This is a genomic window from Neobacillus cucumis, from assembly GCF_023715505.1.
In genome coordinates, this window is the sequence record NZ_JAMBOH010000008.1 from 41,374 (window position 1) to 62,544 (window position 21,171).

Consider the following 21,171-nt stretch of genomic DNA (forward strand, 5'->3'; position numbering starts at 1 on the left):
TACTCACCTCACTTCCCCTTCATTTATGTTGATGCATTGCATTGTAAAAATAATCTATCATAATGACAATATAGGATGTCATTAGTCCTATCACATAAGTAAAAATATTAAAATATTCCGGGTACTTCAAGGCGATTGCTGCTCCAATACCCGCTGTCGCCATCCTTGATAAGGAGCCTAGAGACCGGGGTTTTTTCCCCTCTGATACTTGTTTATCAAACTTCTCCGTCTTTCTTACCAGCAGTAAGAGGTTAAGAAAACCGAAGCATGTCCCTAAAACCAATCCTAAAAAGATCGTATGGTAAGTCGTGAAGCCCCAGCCAAGAACATATATGGCTAACAAGTAGAATATCCATTTCTTTTGCCTGTTGTACATGACTCTAAAATCTGGCATTATTATTTATCTCCTGAATAGAAATGGCGTATTGAAAGAAGCATAGAATAAGTTCCCGCTGCCAGTCCCAAGAGCAGTCCGAGTATTAAGAAAATTGGTTCGGTACTCCAATGCCGATCCAGCCACCTGCCGGCAAAAATACCTATGAGAATGGAGCCAACTAATTGGGAGACAATCGCGGACATTAACGCCATTGCTTGGAATGGGTTGCGGTTATTTTGACGCATATGATCACATCCTCACTCTGGAGAGAATGTCAAATGGGCAAGTGACAAATACATTCCATAGAAACTATCTTTATATAGATAAAATGACATGAAAACCCTATCATTGACACCCTTTGTTAGCATACAATAGCCACTTATCAATGTCAATGAATTTACGTGAATTATACCACAATCTACTATTAATAATTTCTGAATCTTTGACACCTTTGTTAACACATTAATTGTATTGTAAATTTTGAATAATTTTAGGCTAATTTGTGTCTATTTTGTGAACTTTTAATTGAATTTTAATCTAATTCTAATAAATAATAGATTCTAGCACCTGTTTATGTGCTCCTTTTGGACATTTTTAAAAGGCTGGAGTGTGCCATCGCCCCAGCCTTATACTTAGTCATCCTTCTTTTCGACGGTTATCATCCTCTCGATAAAATCCTCCTTACCTGCCTTTTTCGCAAAAACCTTTACTAGATAAGTACCTGATGCCGGCAGCTGCTCTTTCGGGATGATCTTGCGAAGCTGCCCCTTTTTCACATTTGTTTCCGTATCTAAGAATCCGACAAACCGGTAATCCTCCGGGTTAAACAAGGCAATGCCAAACTCCTCAGCCCCGCCTGGCAGGTACACTTCATAGCGGTATTCTCCCGGTCTATCGCCATACGCAAAATCAAAGCCCATCACCCTCGGATATCCCGGCTCCTCGAGTACATACAGATAAGGGATTTGAATCAGTTCCGAACCTGCCTCGAGCTGAAGAAAACCATCATGGATCTTTTCCTTAAAAACTTGCGGGTCTATTTGCAATTCGATGGTAATTTCTTTAGATTCCCTTGGTCCGAGCGTAAACGATAACGGAAACCGCCAGCTGACACCTTCGACTTGGTGCGGAATTTTAAAAGAATAGCGCTGCGTTTTTTCACCCGTATTTTCTATTTTTACTATGGCCTTATGGCTGTTGTTCTCCTCGGTATATTTCCCAAAGCGCAGGCTGCTTGGGGTTACGAGCGAAGTGGTCTGAATGGCGTCATCGACCTGAATGCGGCCAGCCCCCTGCTCATACGTGCGGTATAAGGCGTTGCTGTTTGGTCCGATTGGTTTGGCCGTATTCATCAAGGCCGCCTTAATCTGCGCCGGTGTCCACTCCGGGTGCGCCTGCTTAATTAACGCACAAGCACCCGCCACATGCGGTGCGGCCATACTGGTGCCTTGCAGCGATAAGTAGCCGCCTGGAATTGTTGATTTGATGGCCACCCCCGGTGCGACAATATCAGGCTTTATTTCCCATGTCTCCGTTACAGGCCCCCGGGAACTGAAGTCCGCGAGCCGGTCGCGCTCTTCGCTTATTAGAACCCTTGCTGTCACACTATGTTCTTTTAATCTTTTTTGTAAAATCACTCCGTCACCGAGAGCGAGCGCTCCCACTGGGATGTTCATCGGAGTATCGAGGTTGCCCATGAAGCTTCCGCTCAAGTTATTGTAAATCAATACCGCTTTTGCCCCTGCTTCATAGGCGTTCTTGGCCTTTTCGGTAAATGTTATCGTCCCACGTTTAATTAGCACTAGTTTTCCCTGAATATTATGGAGGTCCTCTTTTCGACCTATGCCGCCGTCGGCTAATTCGAGCGAGCGGTCAAGCCCCCAGTTTGCTGAACCCTCTAATGGCTGGACACGCATTTTTTTCCGACTTCCTTCTATTATTAAGGAAGGGATTTCCATTGTCGGCGTCGATGCCCCCACAGATATCGCCTTTGAGGCGGTGCCGGGGGAACCGACTGTCCATACATTCGGTCCGGAATTGCCGGAAGCTGCCACGGCAACAATACCCTTGTCCACGGCACGGTTTAAGGCGAGGGAGATAGGCAGGTCAGGTCCGTTAATGTCATTTCCTAGGGAAAGGTTAACAACATCCACTTTGTCTTTGATTGCTTGCTCAATTGCGGCGAGTACCTGCTCCGTCGTTCCGCCACCGCCAGGCCCAAGGGCGCGGTATGCGACGATTTTGGCCTCCGGGGCAACGCCTTTTATTTTTCCATTTGCAGCAATAATGCCGGCGACATGGGTGCCGTGAATGGTCGATTTGCCTACGGCGAGTGTCTCCATTGGATCTTGATCATTATCAACCAGATCGTGGCCGCCAGCATAATTACTTTTTAAATCAGGGTGATTATAGTCGACCCCGGTATCAATGACTCCGACGGTGATTCCTTTGCCGGTGAGGCGTTGGTTGTGGTCGTCAAAGATCCGGCGCACTTCTTCCCCGCCAATGATCTTGACGCCCTCTTCTGATTCCGCCTGATATTTAGCGACAGGCGATACAGTGAGGACGTGCTGTTGTTTGCTAAGACCTGCGATGGCCTCAGGGCTGCCCTCAATCGAAAAACCATCTAGTGCTTCCTGAAAAATCCGTCTTAGTTTTACGTCTTTATAGGGGGTGATTATTTGCTTAATTTCTTGCTCGGATAGCGGTTGTTTAAGGACAACAATCGCTACCTGTGTGGATTTTGGTATGGGCGGGTGGATAAGTACGGTTGAGGCGGTTTGTAAGGTTAGAAGGATTGATAAAAGCCATTTCATTCATGAATTCCCCTTTTTCCTCTAGCGTTTTCTTTCAAAGAGGAAAGTATGCAATCGGGATGGAGAAAGTATTGGGTTGTTCGGTTTTTTCCTGTGGACGGAATGTTTAAGGAGTGAAGCAAGTTTTTAGCCACACCTCGTTGCTCTATTAGTAAAAACTCCTGAAATTCTTTGACTGTCAAGGGCGCGTTCATTAATAGAAAGTAGTCTCTTACTGTTTGGATATGGGCCTCTTTTGAGTACAACTTGCACCACGAGCAATACCATGCGGCTGACACTCTTATCATCGGGATTGCTTTACAATTTGGACATTGAACGCCGGGGAGGATATCAGATTTAGGAATACTATAGGTTTTGAGGATTTCAGGATAGGAAGGAATCCTTTCGGATATGAGGTAATCGGTCAGTTTGTTTAATGCTTTGCCTTTTAGGATGGGGCTATGATATTTTTTGCGCCACCTTTTCCTCTAAATTCTCCGCATAAATTATATGCTCGAATATATGTTCATTTCCCGGATTGGTCTTTAGGATGGTTGAATTTCTACTAAATACGACTAAGTACTCGATCGGCATAGGGGTAATTTTATGCATCATTTTCCAATTCACTAATTGTCTTTGATGGCGCTTAGCCTGTGTCAGGGGGTTGGGGATGCCTTCCTCGATATCCTTATATGTCCTAATGACGCCGTTTGTGTTTTTATCAAAAAACAACGTCCCCGTTATATTCTTGATTTCTAAAACCAGGCCAAACATCTGCGAAAGGATATAACTATCGATTTGGAAGGTGTTTTTGTTTTTCAAACGAAGATCATTGATAATGCGATACGGTTCATCTGGCAAGTAACTAAGATAATAATCAACATTTCGCTCCCCAGCAAAGCCTGTTTTCCAATTAATCAGCTCCTTTTCAATATCCTTGTGTCTAGAATGCGATTTGATGATCCTTTGCAGCAGTGCCTCTCGCTGTAATAAAGGGATGGGAATAGGCCTTTCATTTACTATCATCGAAATTCCTCCTTTTTAACGATTCAACTCCTAGATTTCCCTCATTTAGGGTGAATTTCCTTCTAAATAATTTAGAACTCTTTGTGAACGCTGCTTTTTGGAGGGATTTTATTGGATTTGGAGGGAAATTTGCCTGCATTTTTTGTGAGTAGTTTTTGATTGGCCGATTTTTTGAAGGGTTTGGCTCATTTGATTGGCGAATTGGCTCAAATTTGGGATGGATTGGCCGATTTCGCCAAACTATTGGCTCATTTTTCGCCAGTATTGGCTATTTTTCCAATTATACCCAAATAGCACCAAAAAAAAGCCGAGCATTTCTGCTCGACTCTATTATTTCGTTCCAAATAAACGGTCACCGGCATCGCCTAGACCTGGGACGATATAGCCATGGTCATTTAATTTCTCGTCTAACGCAGCGATATAGATATCTACATCCGAATGAGCTGCCTTTACGGCCTCAACGCCTTCAGGTGCAGCGATTAAACACATAAACTTGATATGCTTCGCCCCGCGCTTTTTCAAAGAGTTGATCGCTTCAATAGCAGACCCGCCTGTTGCCAGCATTGGATCAACAACAATAAAATCACGCTCTTCTACGTCACTTGGAAGCTTTATATAGTATTCAACCGGCATTAATGTTTCTGGGTCGCGGTATAAGCCGACATGGCCTACCTTGGCAGCCGGGATTAACTTTAAGATCCCATCGACCATTCCGATTCCGGCACGGAGGATTGGCACGATACCGATTTTTTTACCAGAAAGAACCTTTGATTTCGCCGGGCATACAGGTGTCTCAATATCGATGTCCTCAAGTGACAGATCTCTTGTGATTTCGAATGCCATCAAGGTTGCGACCTCGTCAACAAGTTCGCGGAACTCCTTTGTTCCTGTATTTTTATCACGTATGTACGTAAGTTTATGCTGAATTAGCGGGTGGTCGAAGACGTATACCTTTGCCACAATAATCGCCCCTTTATCTTAAATTAATCATCGCCTCATTTTACAGAAAAAAGACCCTTAGAGCAACTCTTGTTCATATGCTTTGAGAGACGAAAAAGTAGAGCGAATATTCCCTCTATAAAAACCTCCCAAATCCCGGGAAATAAAGGCTTATTTTTATCCGGGATTTGTTCTGAGGTGAGAAAAAAATGGACCTCCATCTGGAAGATGAAGGCCCATTTCGAAAAAATCTATTAATACTCTGGATATAGGGTGAATTTGTTTGTTAATGCTTCAACGCGTCCACGTGCCTCGTCTAGCTTAGCTGCGTCTTCGTGATTTTTCAATGTGAAGGCAATGATAGATGCGATTTCGTCCATATCCGCTAAACCAAAGCCACGGCTTGTAACAGCTGCCGTACCGATACGGATTCCGCTCGTTACAAATGGGCTATTTTGATCATATGGAATCGTGTTTTTATTAACGGTAATGCCGACTTCATCCAAAACATGTTCCGCGATCTTGCCTGTTAAGCCAAGGCTTGTCACATCGACCAACAGCAAATGATTATCCGTACCGCCAGATACAAGCTTCAAGCCTTCTTTTTGCAGACTTTCAGCCAGACGGCTCGCATTTGCGATGATATTTGCAGCATATTCTTTAAAGCTGTCCTGCAGTGCTTCACCAAAAGCAACAGCTTTTGCTGCGATTACATGCATAAGCGGACCGCCTTGGATTCCAGGGAAGATGGATTTATCAATTTTCTTGCCAAATTCCTCTTTGCAAAAAATCATCCCGCCGCGAGGGCCTCTTAATGTTTTGTGGGTCGTAGTTGTAACGAAGTCTGCGTATGGGACTGGGTTTTGATGCAAACCAGCTGCAACAAGTCCAGCAATATGAGCCATATCGACCATTAGATAAGCACCGACCTCATCGGCAATCTCACGGAATTTCGCAAAGTCGATTGCACGTGGGTACGCACTCGCACCGGCAACGATCAGCTTAGGTTTGTGAGCTAATGCTTTTTCGCGCACATCATCATAATTGATGCGGTGAGTCGTTTCGTCCACACCATATTCAACGAAGTTATATTGAACACCACTGAAGTTTACGGGGCTTCCATGTGTTAAGTGTCCGCCGTGAGATAGGTTCATACCAAGAACAGTATCGCCCTGCTCGAGGATTGTGAAGTAAACCGCCATGTTGGCCTGTGCACCTGAATGCGGCTGAACGTTTACGTATTCTGCTCCGAAAATTTGTTTCGCACGATCGCGGGCAAGATCTTCGACTACATCAACATATTCACAGCCGCCATAATAACGGCGTCCTGGATAACCTTCTGCATACTTATTCGTTAATACAGAACCTTGTGCTTCCATAACTGCTTCACTTACAAAGTTTTCTGAGGCAATTAATTCAATCTTTGAACGCTGACGTCCTAATTCCTGCTGAATTGCTTGAAATACCTGATCATCCGCTTGAGACAAATGCTTCATCCTAAATCCCCCTTTTATATTAACCCATTAAAATTCAAAATTCGAAAATTCTTTCTCCATTCTAACATATCTTTCGGAATTTGCCACCCTAAACTCTAAAAAACAGGATAAAAAGTACCTTTCACCATTAATACCCGAACAATAGTGCTTTCGGTGCCTGTCACCATTACTACTACGAGCAGCTGGTATTCTCGGTGTTTTTTTCGTAGACGGCGCGGGCACCGCCAATTAGTTTTGGACGTGCTTTGGCTAGGGTGACGAGGGCATGCCCGACGCTTTTTTGCTTGACACGGACGGGCACGGCCACATGTTTAAGATGCATGCCGATTAGTGTTTGGCCAATGTCAATCCCGGCCTCCGCCTTAATGAATTCCACGACAATCGGGTCTTCTATCTGGCCAAAAGCATAGGTTGCCATCGCACCGCCTGCCGTACGGACGGGAACAACGGAAACTTCTTCATACCCCCGCTCTGCCGCAGCTGAACGCTCCATGACCAATGCCCGGTTTAAATGCTCACAGCATTGAAAGGCAAGGTGAATTCCCGTATTATTCTGAAGATTTTTCAGCTGCCTGTAGATCATTTCTGCCACTTCAACTGTCCCTGCAGTACCAATTCGTTCGCCGATCACTTCACTGGTACTGCAGCCAACAACCATCAGCTGTCCCGGTTTTAGCGCAGCCTGTTCTTGAAAGTCCACCAAAATTGCTTCGAGCTCTTTTTCCCAATCACGAATCATTAAACATACCCTTCTTTCAGCATTGCTTAGAGGTGCGTTTTCTCATACTCCGTTATTTTTCCAATCCGGTTTGCATGACGGCCGCCTTCAAATTCTCCAGTCAGCCAAATCTCAGCAATATCACGGGCCAGTCCTGGCCCAATGACGCGTTCGCCCATCGCAAGCATATTGGAATCATTATGTGCACGCGTTGCGCGGGCACTAAAGGTATCATGAACAAGGGCGCAGCGGATGCCTTTTACCTTATTGGCGGCAATGCTCATCCCAATCCCCGTACCACAAATTAAAATACCTCGGTCAAACTCACCGCTTGCTACCTTTTCAGCTGCAGGCAATGCATAATCCGGAAAATCCACTGATGTTTCACAATCACAGCCAAAATCCACGTATTCAATCTTTAATTCATCTAATAAATTAGCGATTTCCTTACGTATATTGACACCGCCATGATCTGACGCTAATGCCACTTTCATATAAATCCTCCTGTTCCTCTTATCATAAAATTCAAAAAACAAATGGTTTTGTCCTCCCCAACAACAAGCTTTGCTGCCATCAGCACACTGCTTGTCCGAGGATAATCTGTATTCATTTTGACACACCGACCCAAAAATTTAAAGCAGAAACCTTCATCATCTTAGGTTTTTAAACCCAAAAACAATAGCCCTCTTTTTCATAAGAGAGCTCTACCATGTCTATTCTCATTTAGTTTTTTCAAAAAAGCTTTACGCCATTCGCTATTCACTGTGATTTAAATTTTTCAATTGCCTTATCAATTAATTTCTCTAATTCTTGATATGTTTCCTCGTAGATCGCAAGACTGCCGCCGTAAGGGTCAACAACATCCTGATTGCCGGTTTCGCCGATATATTCCTTCAACGTAAACACCTTCATCGTTGCCTGAGGAAACTGCTGCTGAATTGCGAATTTGTGAGAACTCGTCATCGTTAAGATGAGATCGGCCCACTGGGCAGCCTCCGCTGTTAACATTTGTGAGCGATGATTATGCGGGATTTGATTGTCATCCAGCACCTGTTTCACATGGGTGGACGCCTCACTGCCGTTTGCCGCATAAATCCCAGCCGACTTTACCTCAACATCAGCAAGTTTTTTATTTTTTAAAATCGCTTCTGCCATTGGACTCCTGCATGTATTCCCTGTACAAACAAATAAAATATGACGCAACCTGAGTCGCTCCCTTCCCTTAGAATTTTACCCCAGAAATGGTTAAATGAACCAGTTTTTTAAAATAAACCTAAGTAGACGCCGGCTTAACCGAGACTGTTTCCCCCATCATCTATAGTCTAGCATATTTAGAAAAAGGTTTTAAATGATTCATAGTTTCTATTACCAAATTTGTGCAAGCAGCTTTAAACCAAACCCAAGTAGAATGGTTCCTCCCAAAGCCTCGCTATAGGTCCCAAGCCAGCCTTGAACCTTTCTGCCGAGCAAAAGGCCTGCCCATGTTTGTACAGTTGCCGCGATTCCAAAACACAGTAGAACCATAATCGTTTTGGCTCCATAGATCCCTAAGGTCAAACCAACTGAAAAACTATCAAGACTCACACTTAATGCAAATAACAGTAAGCCGAAGCCTACTGGTGTGATTACCTTCGCTTCTTCTTTTTTCATGGTCGACCAAATCATTTGCAAACCGAGGACCATGAGGAGCAGGCCCCCGATTATTGTTGCAAAGACGCCAAATTTTTCTGAGAGAAATTTTCCTGCTATGAGGCCTAAGAGCGGCATCCATACATGGAATAAGCCTATCGTCAGGCCAATATTAAAAATCTTCCTCAGCCGCAGTTTGTACATTCCCATGCCAAGACCAACCGAGAAGGCATCCATTCCAAGTGCAAATGCCATTATTATTAGTGTTAAAAGTTCGCCAACCATTTCTGACATTCAACTACGCCTCCTTGGACTAACTATCCTAGCCTATGCACGTCCAATCGGAAATAGAAGTGAGATTGGAAAAAGGAATCCAAGGTACAAGAAAAGCGCAAGGCGACCGCCTATCGGCGACAAGTACAAGACGAGCGGGCCCAAAGGTTATTCTTTAACCTTTTGGACGGATTGATCTAAATGTGGAGGCGACTGTTCTGGGACGCAACTGGATAAGCTTGTGTCCTCGATCCGATGGCGCCTGGAGCTGGACGATTCTCGATTTTCTTATCTTTAAAAAAACACCGAAACCCCTGCGAGGGAGTTTCGGTGTTATTCGTTGATAAGCCTATGGCCTGCTGCCTTTTCCAGACGGTTCATGATGGCATGTCCCACGCCTTCATCCGGAAAAACTTCGCTAAAAATAATATCTACTTGCCCCTGGTTGAAGCTCCGTAACGTATCATAGAGAGCGGCCGCAACGGTATCAAGATCGGTCCTTCTACCACACGATAGAACCAGTTCAGCCTCATAGAAGCCGCAATTTTCTTCCGTCGTCAACACACCAACCCGGAGCCCTTCCGCTTGCTTCTCTGTTACTAATTTTTGCAAAAATTCCTTCGGGCCTGCGACCATATAAAGCGGGGCATTCGGCGCGTAATGCTGATATTTCATTCCAGGTGCCTTTGGACGTGCGGATTGGTCCTTTAAGGCCGCATCCTCCTCAACTTCGCCGACGACTGCCTCAAGCTGCTCTTTCGTTATGCCGCCTGGTCTTAAGATCACGGGGGTCCCAGCGGTACAATCGATAACAGTTGATTCAACGCCTACACCTGTTGCCCCTCCATCTAACACTCCAGCAATTTTTCCATTTAAATCATCCAACACATGTTCAGCCTTAGTCGGGCTCGGTTTTCCAGAACTGTTGGCACTAGGGGCAGCGATTGGCAATCCACAAGTTTTCAACAGCGCCAGTGCGACCGGATGATCTGGCATCCTAACCGCAACGGTGTCAAGACCGGCAGTTGCCTTTTCAGACAAAACGCCTTCCTTCTTTTTAAAAATAATCGTCAGCGGTCCTGGCCAAAAGGCATCGATTAGTTTTGCCGCCGTTTCAGGGACTTCGGTTACAAATCTACTAAGCTGGCTGCGATCGGCGATGTGAATTATTAACGGATTATCCCCAGGCCGTCCTTTCGCTGCAAAAATTTTAGCCACTGCTTCATCATTTTCAGCATTACCGCCAAGGCCGTAAACAGTCTCTGTGGGCAGGGCGACGACTTCATTTTCCCTTAAAAAATTGGCTGCATCCACAACCTGTGGATTATTTTCAAGTTTATCCACATATTTATCCACTTTCCAAACATTTGTGTTCATAGTTATCCACCTTTATAGATGACGAGACTTTTATCGAATTTTGGCGAATTTACACGGAAAAACTCCTATTTGTTCACCTTATACGTTTGAAAGTATAAAAGAAGGTGGGTATAAATACAAGCTTTATCCACAAATTGTGTATAACTTCTTTGAAAAAGTGGATAACTTTGCGGGTTAATCCACAACTATAAAGAAAATTTTAAAAATAACGAGTTATCCACATTTAAAACGTGTCGAATATGCTCAGATTCATAAAAATCTGTGGGTATTGCTTCTCGTTCGATTTTTTGAAAGCCCATTAATTCAAAAAATGGCAAGGCCACACTTTTATTTGTTGCCAAAAACAAGCTTTTCATCCCTTTTTCTTTTGCTAGTTGTACCATTTGGTCAAAAAGGACAAAGATTTCTTTATCGGCTTGTCCTGGTGAAACCACCAGTGAACGCAGCATGCCGTATTCATTGAATGCCTCCATACCAAGTGAACCGCGGATCGTGCCGTCCTCATTTTCTAATAGGAGGAAATAGTCGATCGCTTCTGCGGTTAGTCCACCGGTCCCTAGGTTTGCTCTTGTCAGGAACTCTCGTATATTTTCCAAATCTTCTTGATTAGCTCTGCGAATTAATGCCTGCATCCTATCCACCTCGTTTAAAAGATTCTACCCTATTACTATGAAAAACCAGAGATAATAGAACTGATAGATGCGTAATTTTTATTAGAAAACTCACTGATTAGCTAGACCTAAGAACGAAGACAAAGGCGAAGCTGCAATTATGTCTGATTGGAAAGTTATACTTTCCTATCGGCTTACAAAAAACCAGTCCGACGCTGGACTGGTTTAGTTAAACATTTGCTCCCACATTTCCACTACGAAGAACTTTACTTTTACTGGTTCTTCGTCCTTAGCTGTATATATAGGTGTTTCTTTCTTCGCCTTCGCTGCCTTCTTGATCTTCTTTACTTCTTCTACAGTCCTCTTTGTAGTCTGTACTTCCTCTGTTTGTTTTTTCTCGTCTTGTAATTCTACTTCAGGCTTCTTTTCTACTTGTACTTCATCTATCCGTTTTTTTTCTACATGTATTTCTTCTACCGGTTTCTTTGGCTCTTGTACTTCTTTTACCGTTGTCTCCTGAACTTGAGCTACTTCTTTCGCAGGTTGTTCCACTTCTTCTACTGTTTCAGATTGTTCATCTTCCACTGCTGCAGGGGCAGAAGTGACGACAGCCTCATCTGTGTTTACATCCTCCTGTTTCTTTTTACTAATGGTTTCCGCTTTTGCCACATGCTTTTCCTCAAAACCGTCACTTACGGCAACACCATTCGAAAAATCAAGGAAGCATAACGGCGGGTATAAGACGCACCACCAGTTCGCCCCTTCCCCTTTGCCTAACGTAATCAAGATCGCTTGGTATTCCCCTGCCGGATATAAGTACTGGCCATATAATTTAGTTGGAAAGCTTACTTTTCCAAACTCGACCTTTACGGACTGGTTGGATCCTTGTTCATGGACTACTTTTTCTGCAATATCCTGAATCTCCGGAAGCTTGCCATTGATGACTTTCTTTGCTTCGTTCATGGAGGTCAAATCTTGTACCCAAACTGTAATTTTGGCATTAACGGCATCGCGCACCTTGCGTTTGATGGCTTGATCCTCTTCAAAGTCACTGTTTGCCAAAATCCTGAGGCGAATCGCCTGCCCTGGAATGACGATTGACTCCTTTGATGCTGCTTCAGTCTTTGGCATATATAAATTCAACATTGTTCCCAATGATAAAATGACTAAGTATCCCCAAACTATTAGTTTACCTCTCATCTCTAGCACATCTCCTTTGCCCTTCGATAGTTTCATTTTGGACAAAGAATAAGAATCTTAAACTAGTAAATTTGAAAAAATAGATTTTGGAGACTGGAGTGGTGAGCAAGGAATTTCCGTTATATAAAGAAAAAAGAGCATTAAATCGATATGCGATTTAACACTCTTTTATTTCGGCAAAAACCATCCGATCCCTGCCATTAATATCATTAACTATTTCGACATTAACCTTTGGAAAAGTATTTCGAATCAGCTCTGCTACCGCTTCTCCCTGCCCCATACCGATTTCAAAACAAACGAGTGCGGTTGGAGCGAGGACTTGTGGAAGTTCCGCCATAAAACGGCGGTAAAAATCCAAGCCATCATCACCAGCAAACAAGGCCCGATGCGGCTCATGCTCCTTTACAACCTTAGACATTGTTTCGATGTCTGCGCGTGGAATATAAGGCGGATTCGATACCACTACATCCAGTTTCTCGCCATTCTCCATAAACGGCTGGAGCAAATCCCCCTGAATAAACCTGACATCCGCCCCAAGCCGCGCAGCATTTTCCCGCGCCACCGCAAGCGACCCCTCCGCAATATCAGTAGCCGTCACCTTAACGGTGCCTGTTACCGTTTGTAACGTCTCCGGATTATTATTGGTGCCTGTCACCATTTTCACCTTTTGCATTGCCGTCAGCTGGTATTCCAGTTTCAGCGTGATGGCTATTGCGCCGCTGCCTGTGCCGATATCAGCTAAGCGGATTTCTTGGTGGCTGCTGAAGATATCCTTCATGCGCTGGAGTGTTCCATAGACGAGTTCTTCTGTTTCCGGCCGTGGGATGAGGACCTCGTCGTTGACGATGAAAGTCCGGCCGTAGAATTCTTCTGATCCAATCAGGTATTGGACCGGGACGCCTACTTCAACATGCTCCCGCACCGCCTTCTCAAACGCTTCCAAGACGCTCAGCTCTAAATCCTCTCGCATATTGGCAAACAACTGCGCCCGGGACATCCCCGTAAAATGCCGGAGTAATAGTTCGCCGGCGTTCTCATCAAGACCCGCCTCAACTAAAAAAGAAGAAGCCCATTTTAGGGCCTCAAATACTTTTTTACTCATTAGATGCCGCTTCCAGTCTTTTTGCTTGTTCATCCATTATCAACGCATCAATGATTTCATCAAGCTTACCTTCAACAATTTGATCTAATTTTTGAAGTGTTAAGCCAATACGGTGATCGGTTACCCGATTTTGCGGGAAGTTGTAGGTGCGAATTCGTTCAGAACGGTCACCCGTTCCAACCGCCGATTTACGAACCTGGTCATATTCAGCCTGTGCCTCTTGCTGGAATTTATCATAAACACGAGCACGCAATACTTTCATCGCTTTATCCCGGTTTTTATGCTGGGATTTTTCATCCTGGATTGAAACCATAATTCCAGTTGGAATGTGTGTCAAACGAACGGCTGACATCGTCGTGTTAACGGATTGTCCGCCGGCGCCGCTTGAAGCAAACGTATCAAACCGGATATCCTTTTCATGAATCTCATATTCAAATTCCTCAGCTTCCGGTAAACAAACAACCGTTGCCGTTGAAGTGTGAATCCGTCCGCCAGATTCAGTTTCCGGAACACGCTGTACACGGTGGGCACCACTCTCAAACTTCAATTTGGAGTAAGCACCTTGACCATTAATCATAAAACTGATTTCCTTATAGCCGCCAAGTCCTGTTGGGCTAGCATCAATAAGGTCTGTTTTCCAACCCTGGGCTTCTGCATACCGGCTGTACATCCGGTAAAGGGTACCTGCAAACAATGCTGCCTCATCCCCACCGGCCGCACCACGGATTTCAAAGATAACGTTTTTGTCATCGTTTGGATCCTTTGGAACAAGAAGAATTTTCATTTTAGCTTCAAGCTCCTCAATTTGGGCCTCAAGCTCATTCACTTCTTCCTTCACCATTTCACGCATTTCGGCGTCAAGCTTCTCATCAAGCATTGCCTTTGCCTCTTGGAGCTGTTCACGAGCCTCTTTATATTGGCGGTAGGTCTGTACGGTTTCTTGTATATCAGATTGTTCTTTTGAATATTCGCGAAGTTTTTTTGAATCATTAATAATTTCTGGATCACTTAAAAGTTCGTTCAACTTTTCATAGCGATCTTCCACAGATTGAAGACGATCAAACACAGTTTATTCACCTCGAGTTTTAGTCCATAACATTCTAATTATAGTATAGGTGAAAACCCCCGTCAAAACCAAATTGAGGGAGAAATTTTTTTATGAGGCCAAACCCTTTTTTTTCATACAAAAAAACATGCCCTAAATCAGAGCATGTTACCTGCGGTCCTCCTGGACACGTACTTCGATATTATAACGCGGGAGAGCTGTAACCAGCTTACGGTGAAGGCGAGCCTCCGCATCGTTTCTAGCTTTATCAGAAAGCATTCCTTTTTTATAAACGGTTACCCACATGCGGTCACCGTTAATCCATACTGAGTCGGTCCTAAACTCATCTGTATCAGCAATCACTTGTTTGGCTTTGTTGATATCGTTGCCATGATTAGTCGCACCAGCTTCACCACCGCTGCCCGTCCGCTTTAGATCAAGGAAGTTCGGGTTTTGATTGGTGATATCGTCTTCTACCAAGTGCTGTTTGTTTTTACCGCGATCAGCTGTGGAATCTACATTATTACCACGGATGTTCATTTGGTCAGAATTCTTTTTGCGAAGGTTATTGGCGTTATCATCCGAACCAAGGTAAGCTCCCTGACAGCCGCTTAATAGAAACATACACATGATACTTACAAGATACATCCACTTTTTTAACATTCTTACACCTCCAATATTATCATGCCCGGCCCTGTTTAATTTGAGCGAGAGAAATATTTCCAAGGCTCTGTTCATTGGGAGGTTAAAGTGGATTCCACTTGTTTTGAATATAATTCCATCAATTTTATAAGTAATGCCGTTGATTCTAGCTATAATTCCACCGAATTCAGCCAACATTCCGCGCAAACTCCTGTTGATTCGCTAACCAACACTAATAACCCTAACCTAAATCCAGCCACAAAAAACTGCCTGAGAAATCAACTCTCAGACAGTGTTAACAGTGTCAGGCACCGATTATCATTTTTTCACATCGTTAACCACGTTAACGGTGACAGGCACCATTAGCGGGCTGGTACTGGTGATGTTTTTGGGACTTCGTGGTGGTGGCGGCACCGCGGCTCGTACGCTTCAGCAGCACCGACTAATATAACGGGGTCATGGTAGGAAGCAGGACGGCCGTCAATCAAACGCTGTGTTCTGCTGGACGGTGAACCGCAGACGGTACACACAGCTTGAAGCTTTGTTACCGCCTCTGCTACCGCCATCAATGCCGGCATCTGGCCAAAGGGCTCGCCGCGGAAATCCATATCAAGGCCGGCGCAAATCACGCGGTGACCGCTGTCCGCCAATTGCTGAACAACCCGGACAATCCCTTCATCAAAAAACTGAACTTCATCTATCGCAATAATATCAATATCTGCCTCTACATGATGCAAAATCTCAATAGAATGGGAAATTGGCTTCGCATGAAAAGAAGAGCCATTATGGGATACTACAGACTGTTCACTGTAACGATTATCAATTTTCGGCTTAAACACAGCTATATTTTGTTTCGCAAACTGAGCCCGCCTGACCCGACGAATCAATTCCTCTGATTTTCCGGAAAACATACTGCCACAGATAACCTCAACCCATCCGCTTTGTTTCATTAAGTACATAAACGGTGTCTCCTTCCTATAACGAACCCTGTTACGACTATATTGTCTATTTTAAGCTGAACTCTCAACTATATTTAAGTATTTTTCGTGCATATCTATGTGAATACTCTAATTTTTTTCAATAAAAAACAGGCAAGCCATAGGTCCTCTTGCCTGTTCCCCGAGTAATTATTGTTGTTGTTGTGACTTAAGGCCGTATTTTTTGTTGAAACGATCAACACGTCCGCCTGCTTCAGCGAATTTTTGACGACCAGTATAGAATGGATGACATTCAGAACAAGTTTCAACACGGATTTCATTTTTAACTGAACCAGTTTCAAACGTATTACCGCATGCACAAGTCACCTTTACCATTTTATAATTAGGATGAATTCCTGCTTTCATTTCTTTTCAGCTCCTTCCGCCCTGAATCATTCGAAACAGAGTTATATAAATACTTGTCTTTTCGAACAAGCACCAATTACATAAAAGACACTGCACCCATTATAACAAGGGTAACCCAATTTTGCAAGTTGGGATTTGTTGGTTTCTTTTTGAAAAAGTAACCTGACGCTTCCCTTTACAACGGCTTGTCCGAGCACAATCTACTACGAACGGCGACTCTTTAACTCCTCGCTTAATTGAGCGAAAAATTCTTCATTCGACTTTGTCTGGCGTAATTTTTTCAAGAAGCGCTCGGCAAAATCTGGTGAATCAGACATCGATTTGCGAATCGCCCATAATTTATCCAAATGATCCTTCGGAATAAGCAACTCTTCTTTACGCGTACCAGAGCGGCGAATATCTAGCGCAGGGAAAATACGGCGCTCCGCAAGCCCGCGGTCAAGATGCAGTTCCATGTTACCAGTTCCTTTGAATTCTTCATAAATGACATCATCCATCCGTGAACCGGTATCGACAAGCGCCGTTGCAAGAATCGTCAAGCTGCCGCCCTCTTCAATATTACGGGCAGCCCCGAAGAAACGCTTCGGACGGTGGAACGCCGCCGGGTCAATACCACCGGAAAGCGTACGGCCGCTTGGCGGGATGACCAGGTTATAGGCACGGGCCAAACGCGTAATACTATCCATCAGAATCACGACATCTCGCTTATGTTCCACTAAACGCATCGCGCGGTCAAGCACAAGCTCAGCAACTTTAATATGGTTCTCAGGCACCTCATCAAACGTCGAGCTGACGACATCCCCAGCGACAGAACGTTCAATATCGGTTACCTCTTCCGGACGTTCGTCAATTAGCAGAACGATTAACTCGACATCGGGATGGTTGGTTGTAATGCTATTAGCAATTTCCTTTATCAACATCGTTTTACCGGCCTTTGGCGGTGCCACAATCAAACCACGCTGTCCAAAACCAACCGGCGCCACAACATCCATAATCCTCGTTGACAGATGTTTTGGCGTTGTTTCCAGCTTCATTTGTCTATCTGGATACAGCGGTGTTAAAGCGGGGAAATAAACACGCTCTTTCGCTGATTCCGGGTCTTCCCCGTTGACCGCCTCCACATGGAGCAAGCCATAATAACGTTCATTTTCTTTTGGAGGCCGAACCTTACCGGACACCTTGTCCCCATTACGAAGATCAAAACGGCGGATTTGCGAAGCGGAAATGTAGATATCCTCTGAGCTTGGCGAATAGTTGATTGGCCGTAAAAATCCAAAGCCCTCTGATTGAATGATCTCGAGTACGCCTTCCATAAAGAAAAAGCCTTGTTGTTCGGCGCGAGATTTTAAGATCGCAAAAATTAGTTCTTTTTTCGTTAATTTGCTGTAGTAGGTTACTTTATATTCGCGTGCTAGCTCGTAAAGTTCCTTCAGCTTCATATTCTCTAAACTTGAAATTGTTAAATCCATTTGTACACCACTCTTTAAAATTTTTCCAGCAAATCCGCCTTATGAGCGAGAGATTGTCTAGGTTAGATAATAATTAGATAATAGAGGAATTGAAATAGAAGTAGAAAAAGAAATGAATAGGATTGCAGAATATATGCATAATAAAAACAATTACTATTTTACCCTCTGTACAAAAAATTAATCAACTAAAAATTATTAATTCCAATACTGGTAATTATTTCTTACCCTATTTAATCAAATGAAGAGACTAGATGCAATCAATCTAGCCTCTTCCACTGTGTTTATAGTGTTAATGGTGCCTGTCACCATTAACCTATTTTACGTGTTTTTAAGGTGTTCCATCTCTTCTTTTGTCAGTGCTTCCCGCCAGACAGTGGCACCGAGACCATTAAGTTTTTCAACTAAATTACTGTAGCCGCGGTCAATATGTTCAAGACCGGTTACTTCCGTTATTCCTTCGGCTAACAGACCGGCAATCACAAGGGCTGCTCCGGCTCGCAGGTCGCTTGCCTTCACTTTTGCTCCTTGCAGCTGTATAGGGCCGTTGATGATCGCAGAACGTCCTTCTACCTTGATATTCGCGTTCATTCTTCTAAGTTCATCAATATGTTTAAAACGGGCACCATAAATCGTATCAGTGACCACGCTAGAACCTGAGGCTTTTGTTAATAGAGTCGTAATTGGCTGCTGAAGATCAGTAGGAAACCCTGGGTAAACAAGTGTTTTGATATCAACCGCTTTCAAATTCACCGAGCCGTCCACATACACTTGATCATCGCTAGTCTCGACACGCACGCCCATTTCCCGGAGCTTGGCAATCAATGATTCCAGATGCTGCGGAATCACGTTATCTACCAATACACCCTCACCTGCAGCCGCTCCTAAAATCATATAGGTTCCTGCTTCGATCCGGTCCGGAATAATGGTGTGCCGGCAGCCATGCAAGGTTTCTACTCCATCAATTCGAATCACGTCCGTACCGGCTCCTTTTATTTTTGCGCCCATGTTCGTTAACAATGTGGCTACGTCAATAATTTCCGGTTCTTTTGCCGCGTTTTCGATAATGGTCCGTCCTTTAGCACGTACCGCCGCCAGCATAATATTAATCGTCGCCCCGACACTGACTACATCTAAATAGATCCGGGCCCCGCGCAGTTCATCCGCACGCAAATAAATCGCGCCTTGTTCGTTCGTAATCTGAGCGCCGAGTGCTTCAAAGCCTTTAATATGTTGGTCAATCGGTCTTGGGCCGAGGTAGCAGCCGCCAGGCAAGCCAATAACCGCCTTCTTAAACCGCCCCAGCATTGCCCCCATTAAATAATAGGAAGCACGAAGTTTTTTTACTTTTCCGTTTGGCAGTGGCATCGAGATCATCGTTGAAGGGTCAACCGTCATTTCCTCATCAGTCATCGAGACATTTCCGCCGATTTCCTCGAGCAAATCCTTTAAGATTTCCACATCGGAAATGTGAGGTAATCCTTCAATTGTTACGGGTGATTCTGCTAAAATTGTAGCCGGAATTAAGGCAACGGCACTGTTTTTAGCTCCACTTATGCGAACTGTTCCTTTTAACGGATAACCGCCCGCAATTTTAAGTTTTTCCATTACTTGACTCCCTTCTAAGCCCACAAAGATGTGTGAATGGCTCCCAGCAAAGGACTTTTATTTTAAACACAAGCACTTCTGAAGAGCACTAAGGACTAAATATCAAACGTGCTTATCCTTTATTTAAAAAGACCACTGGTATCCAGTGAGGCAGTAGGTATATTTTTCCAACACAAAAAGCCAAATTCCGACAGCTTGTCTATCATTAGTTTACACGAAAATTCCTTTTTCATGTATTTATAATAAAAAAAATTATGGGACTTTGTCCAGCAGCCTTGAGTGATTGTTTTTGTTGTGAAAAATAGAGGGAATTTTCCAATGGGAAAATTAAGCGTTTGTGCGGTTACTCCAGTCTTTAAGGAAGCATTCGATTCCTTTTTCTGTTAATGGATGGTGGAACAAGCGATTAATAATTTGTAAGGAATAGTTGCAATATGCGCTCCTCTAAAAGCAGCTTCTGTTACATGGGTTGGTTTGCCCTCTCTTACTTTAACTAAATTTTCTGATTAATCGCCTTAAATATAAACCGCCCTTAGGAAGGACGGTTTTCTTTTTTAAAGGTTTCGCTCAGGGAAGTCAGAAGGACTTAAGCTTTGCCTGCTGAACCGAATTCGCGCATTTTGCCAATAACCGTTTCTTTGATAGCATCGCGAGCTGGGCCTAAGTATTTACGTGGATCGTATTCATTAGGTTTTGCCGCTAATACTTCACGAACTGTTCTCGCAGAAGCAATTTGGTTTTCAGTGTTAACGTTGATTTTTGCAGTTCCAAGTGAAACTGAACGCTGGATGTCCTTTGTTGGGATTCCAGTACCACCGTGTAATACTAGTGGCATACCAGTAAGGTTGCCGATTTCTTCCATTTCTTTGAAACCAAGGTTTGGTTCACCTTTGTAAGGACCATGTACTGAACCTAATGCAGGAGCTAAACAATCGATACCTGTGCGTTTCACAAGCTCAACGCATTCTTCGGGGTTAGCATAGATAATGCTTCCAGAAACGTCATCTTCTTGTCCGCCAACTGTTCCTAGTTCAGCTTCAACTGAAACACCTTTTGAATGAGCGTATTCTACTACCTTTTTAGTAATTTCAACGTTTTCTTCAAATGGGTGGTGTGAAGCGTCAATCATGACAGATGTAAAACCTGCGTCGATGGCTTCTTTACATTTTTCAAAGCTTGAACCGTGGTCAAGGTGAATTGCCACTGGTACAGTAATTTTATAATCTTCCATTAAGCCTTCTACCATTTTCACAACAGTTTTGAACCCGCCGATGTAACGGCCAGCGCCTTCAGAGACACCAAGGATTACAGGTGAATTCTCTTCTTGAGCAGCTTGAAGAATGGCTTGTGTAAATTCTAAGTTATTAATGTTGAATTGACCGACAGCGTAGCCTTCCGCTTTCGCCTTGTTAAGCATGTCTTTCATTGATACTAAAGGCATTTCTCTTCCTCCTTATATTAGGTTGAATATCATTTTAAACAGGGTCTTCCATAAAAGGTTTTCCCTTCGATTTGCCGATTATGT

General features: G+C 43.8%; 21 protein-coding genes and 1 pseudogene. All 22 read right to left on the minus strand.

The genetic code is table 11. The features are described 5' to 3' along the window. Positions 1-19: 19 nt before the first annotated feature. Positions 20-394, minus strand: a complete 375-nt coding sequence (locus M3226_RS13480) for an ATP synthase subunit I (protein ID WP_098527770.1) — start codon at positions 392-394, stop codon at positions 20-22. A gap of 2 nt (positions 395-396) precedes the next feature. Beyond that, the gene (locus M3226_RS13485) at positions 397-621 is read right to left on the minus strand and encodes an AtpZ/AtpI family protein (RefSeq protein ID WP_251566173.1); all 225 of its coding nucleotides are present in this window, start codon (positions 619-621) and stop codon (positions 397-399) included. A gap of 387 nt (positions 622-1,008) precedes the next feature. Continuing rightward, a complete protein-coding gene (locus M3226_RS13490) occupies positions 1,009-3,192 on the minus strand; it encodes a S8 family serine peptidase (protein ID WP_251566175.1) in 2,184 nt (727 codons plus the stop codon). Positions 3,193-3,630: 438 nt separating this feature from the next. Further along, a complete protein-coding gene (locus M3226_RS13495) occupies positions 3,631-4,197 on the minus strand; it encodes a nuclease-related domain-containing protein (protein ID WP_251566177.1) in 567 nt (188 codons plus the stop codon). 330 nt (positions 4,198-4,527) lie between these two features. Further along, the gene (upp, locus tag M3226_RS13500; protein ID WP_251566179.1) at positions 4,528-5,157 is read right to left on the minus strand and encodes a uracil phosphoribosyltransferase; all 630 of its coding nucleotides are present in this window, start codon (positions 5,155-5,157) and stop codon (positions 4,528-4,530) included. 233 nt (positions 5,158-5,390) lie between these two features. Next, positions 5,391-6,632, minus strand: coding sequence for a serine hydroxymethyltransferase (gene glyA, locus M3226_RS13505; protein ID WP_251566181.1), 1,242 nt, complete (start codon positions 6,630-6,632; stop codon positions 5,391-5,393). 172 nt (positions 6,633-6,804) lie between these two features. Then, positions 6,805-7,371, minus strand: a complete 567-nt coding sequence (locus tag M3226_RS13510) for a TIGR01440 family protein (RefSeq protein ID WP_251566183.1) — start codon at positions 7,369-7,371, stop codon at positions 6,805-6,807. A 26-nt stretch (positions 7,372-7,397) separates the two neighbouring features. Then, positions 7,398-7,844, minus strand: coding sequence for a ribose 5-phosphate isomerase B (rpiB, locus tag M3226_RS13515; protein ID WP_098527763.1), 447 nt, complete (start codon positions 7,842-7,844; stop codon positions 7,398-7,400). Between the two features lie 265 nt (positions 7,845-8,109). Continuing rightward, complete coding sequence (locus M3226_RS13520) at positions 8,110-8,553, minus strand: low molecular weight protein arginine phosphatase (RefSeq protein WP_251566184.1); 444 nt, start codon at positions 8,551-8,553, stop codon at positions 8,110-8,112. A 162-nt stretch (positions 8,554-8,715) separates the two neighbouring features. Continuing rightward, a complete protein-coding gene (locus M3226_RS13525; RefSeq protein WP_251566186.1) occupies positions 8,716-9,273 on the minus strand; it encodes a manganese efflux pump MntP in 558 nt (185 codons plus the stop codon). A gap of 312 nt (positions 9,274-9,585) precedes the next feature. Beyond that, positions 9,586-10,629, minus strand: a complete 1,044-nt coding sequence (locus tag M3226_RS13530; protein ID WP_251566188.1) for an L-threonylcarbamoyladenylate synthase — start codon at positions 10,627-10,629, stop codon at positions 9,586-9,588. 185 nt (positions 10,630-10,814) lie between these two features. After that, positions 10,815-11,261, minus strand: a complete 447-nt coding sequence (locus tag M3226_RS13535; protein WP_251566190.1) for a GNAT family N-acetyltransferase — start codon at positions 11,259-11,261, stop codon at positions 10,815-10,817. Between the two features lie 204 nt (positions 11,262-11,465). Then, a complete protein-coding gene (gene spoIIR, locus M3226_RS13540) occupies positions 11,466-12,440 on the minus strand; it encodes a stage II sporulation protein R (protein WP_251566192.1) in 975 nt (324 codons plus the stop codon). Between the two features lie 157 nt (positions 12,441-12,597). Then, a complete protein-coding gene (gene prmC / locus M3226_RS13545) occupies positions 12,598-13,542 on the minus strand; it encodes a peptide chain release factor N(5)-glutamine methyltransferase (RefSeq protein ID WP_251566194.1) in 945 nt (314 codons plus the stop codon). Then, positions 13,535-14,608: a peptide chain release factor 1 gene (gene prfA, locus M3226_RS13550; RefSeq protein WP_251566196.1), complete on the minus strand. Its 1,074-nt coding sequence runs from the start codon at positions 14,606-14,608 to the stop codon at positions 13,535-13,537. Before prfA ends, prmC begins: the two co-directional genes overlap by 8 nt. Before the next feature lie 147 nt (positions 14,609-14,755). Continuing rightward, complete coding sequence (locus M3226_RS13555; RefSeq protein ID WP_251566199.1) at positions 14,756-15,427, minus strand: hypothetical protein; 672 nt, start codon at positions 15,425-15,427, stop codon at positions 14,756-14,758. 164 nt (positions 15,428-15,591) lie between these two features. Beyond that, positions 15,592-16,188, minus strand: coding sequence for a thymidine kinase (locus M3226_RS13560; RefSeq protein ID WP_251566201.1), 597 nt, complete (start codon positions 16,186-16,188; stop codon positions 15,592-15,594). Positions 16,189-16,356: 168 nt separating this feature from the next. Then, the gene (gene rpmE / locus M3226_RS13565; protein WP_144566047.1) at positions 16,357-16,572 is read right to left on the minus strand and encodes a 50S ribosomal protein L31; all 216 of its coding nucleotides are present in this window, start codon (positions 16,570-16,572) and stop codon (positions 16,357-16,359) included. A 203-nt stretch (positions 16,573-16,775) separates the two neighbouring features. Next, positions 16,776-18,041 (minus strand): transcription termination factor Rho, encoded by a 1,266-nt coding sequence (rho, locus tag M3226_RS13570; RefSeq protein WP_251566203.1) that lies wholly within the window; start codon positions 18,039-18,041, stop codon positions 16,776-16,778. A gap of 318 nt (positions 18,042-18,359) precedes the next feature. Next, positions 18,360-19,646, minus strand: a complete 1,287-nt coding sequence (locus M3226_RS13575; RefSeq protein ID WP_251566206.1) for a UDP-N-acetylglucosamine 1-carboxyvinyltransferase — start codon at positions 19,644-19,646, stop codon at positions 18,360-18,362. A 327-nt stretch (positions 19,647-19,973) separates the two neighbouring features. Beyond that, positions 19,974-20,119, minus strand: a pseudogene (locus tag M3226_RS13580) (fructose-6-phosphate aldolase); the annotation flags it as partial. 113 nt (positions 20,120-20,232) lie between these two features. After that, positions 20,233-21,087, minus strand: coding sequence for a class II fructose-bisphosphate aldolase (locus M3226_RS13585; protein WP_251566208.1), 855 nt, complete (start codon positions 21,085-21,087; stop codon positions 20,233-20,235). Positions 21,088-21,171 lie beyond the last annotated feature (84 nt).

Excerpts from the sequence above, each read along its gene's own strand:
- spoIIR (WP_251566192.1), bottom strand. The coding sequence starts at position 12,440 with ATGAGAGGTAAACTAATAGTTTGGGGATACTTAGTCATTTTATCATTG.
- M3226_RS13560 (WP_251566201.1), bottom strand. The coding sequence starts at position 16,188 with ATGTACTTAATGAAACAAAGCGGATGGGTTGAGGTTATCTGTGGCAGT.
- M3226_RS13535 (WP_251566190.1), bottom strand. The coding sequence starts at position 11,261 with ATGCAGGCATTAATTCGCAGAGCTAATCAAGAAGATTTGGAAAATATA.
- M3226_RS13585 (WP_251566208.1), bottom strand. The coding sequence starts at position 21,087 with ATGCCTTTAGTATCAATGAAAGACATGCTTAACAAGGCGAAAGCGGAA.
- M3226_RS13555 (WP_251566199.1), bottom strand. The coding sequence starts at position 15,427 with ATGTTGGCTGAATTCGGTGGAATTATAGCTAGAATCAACGGCATTACT.
- rpiB (WP_098527763.1), bottom strand. The coding sequence starts at position 7,844 with ATGAAAGTGGCATTAGCGTCAGATCATGGCGGTGTCAATATACGTAAG.
- M3226_RS13485 (WP_251566173.1), bottom strand. The coding sequence starts at position 621 with ATGCGTCAAAATAACCGCAACCCATTCCAAGCAATGGCGTTAATGTCC.
- rpmE (WP_144566047.1), bottom strand. The coding sequence starts at position 16,572 with ATGAAAGCAGGAATTCATCCTAATTATAAAATGGTAAAGGTGACTTGT.
- glyA (WP_251566181.1), bottom strand. The coding sequence starts at position 6,632 with ATGAAGCATTTGTCTCAAGCGGATGATCAGGTATTTCAAGCAATTCAG.
- M3226_RS13510 (WP_251566183.1), bottom strand. The coding sequence starts at position 7,371 with ATGATTCGTGATTGGGAAAAAGAGCTCGAAGCAATTTTGGTGGACTTT.
- M3226_RS13530 (WP_251566188.1), bottom strand. The coding sequence starts at position 10,629 with ATGAACACAAATGTTTGGAAAGTGGATAAATATGTGGATAAACTTGAA.
- rho (WP_251566203.1), bottom strand. The coding sequence starts at position 18,041 with ATGGATTTAACAATTTCAAGTTTAGAGAATATGAAGCTGAAGGAACTT.
- M3226_RS13495 (WP_251566177.1), bottom strand. The coding sequence starts at position 4,197 with ATGATAGTAAATGAAAGGCCTATTCCCATCCCTTTATTACAGCGAGAG.
- M3226_RS13490 (WP_251566175.1), bottom strand. The coding sequence starts at position 3,192 with ATGAAATGGCTTTTATCAATCCTTCTAACCTTACAAACCGCCTCAACC.
- M3226_RS13575 (WP_251566206.1), bottom strand. The coding sequence starts at position 19,646 with ATGGAAAAACTTAAAATTGCGGGCGGTTATCCGTTAAAAGGAACAGTT.
- M3226_RS13525 (WP_251566186.1), bottom strand. The coding sequence starts at position 9,273 with ATGTCAGAAATGGTTGGCGAACTTTTAACACTAATAATAATGGCATTT.
- M3226_RS13480 (WP_098527770.1), bottom strand. The coding sequence starts at position 394 with ATGCCAGATTTTAGAGTCATGTACAACAGGCAAAAGAAATGGATATTC.
- prmC (WP_251566194.1), bottom strand. The coding sequence starts at position 13,542 with ATGAGTAAAAAAGTATTTGAGGCCCTAAAATGGGCTTCTTCTTTTTTA.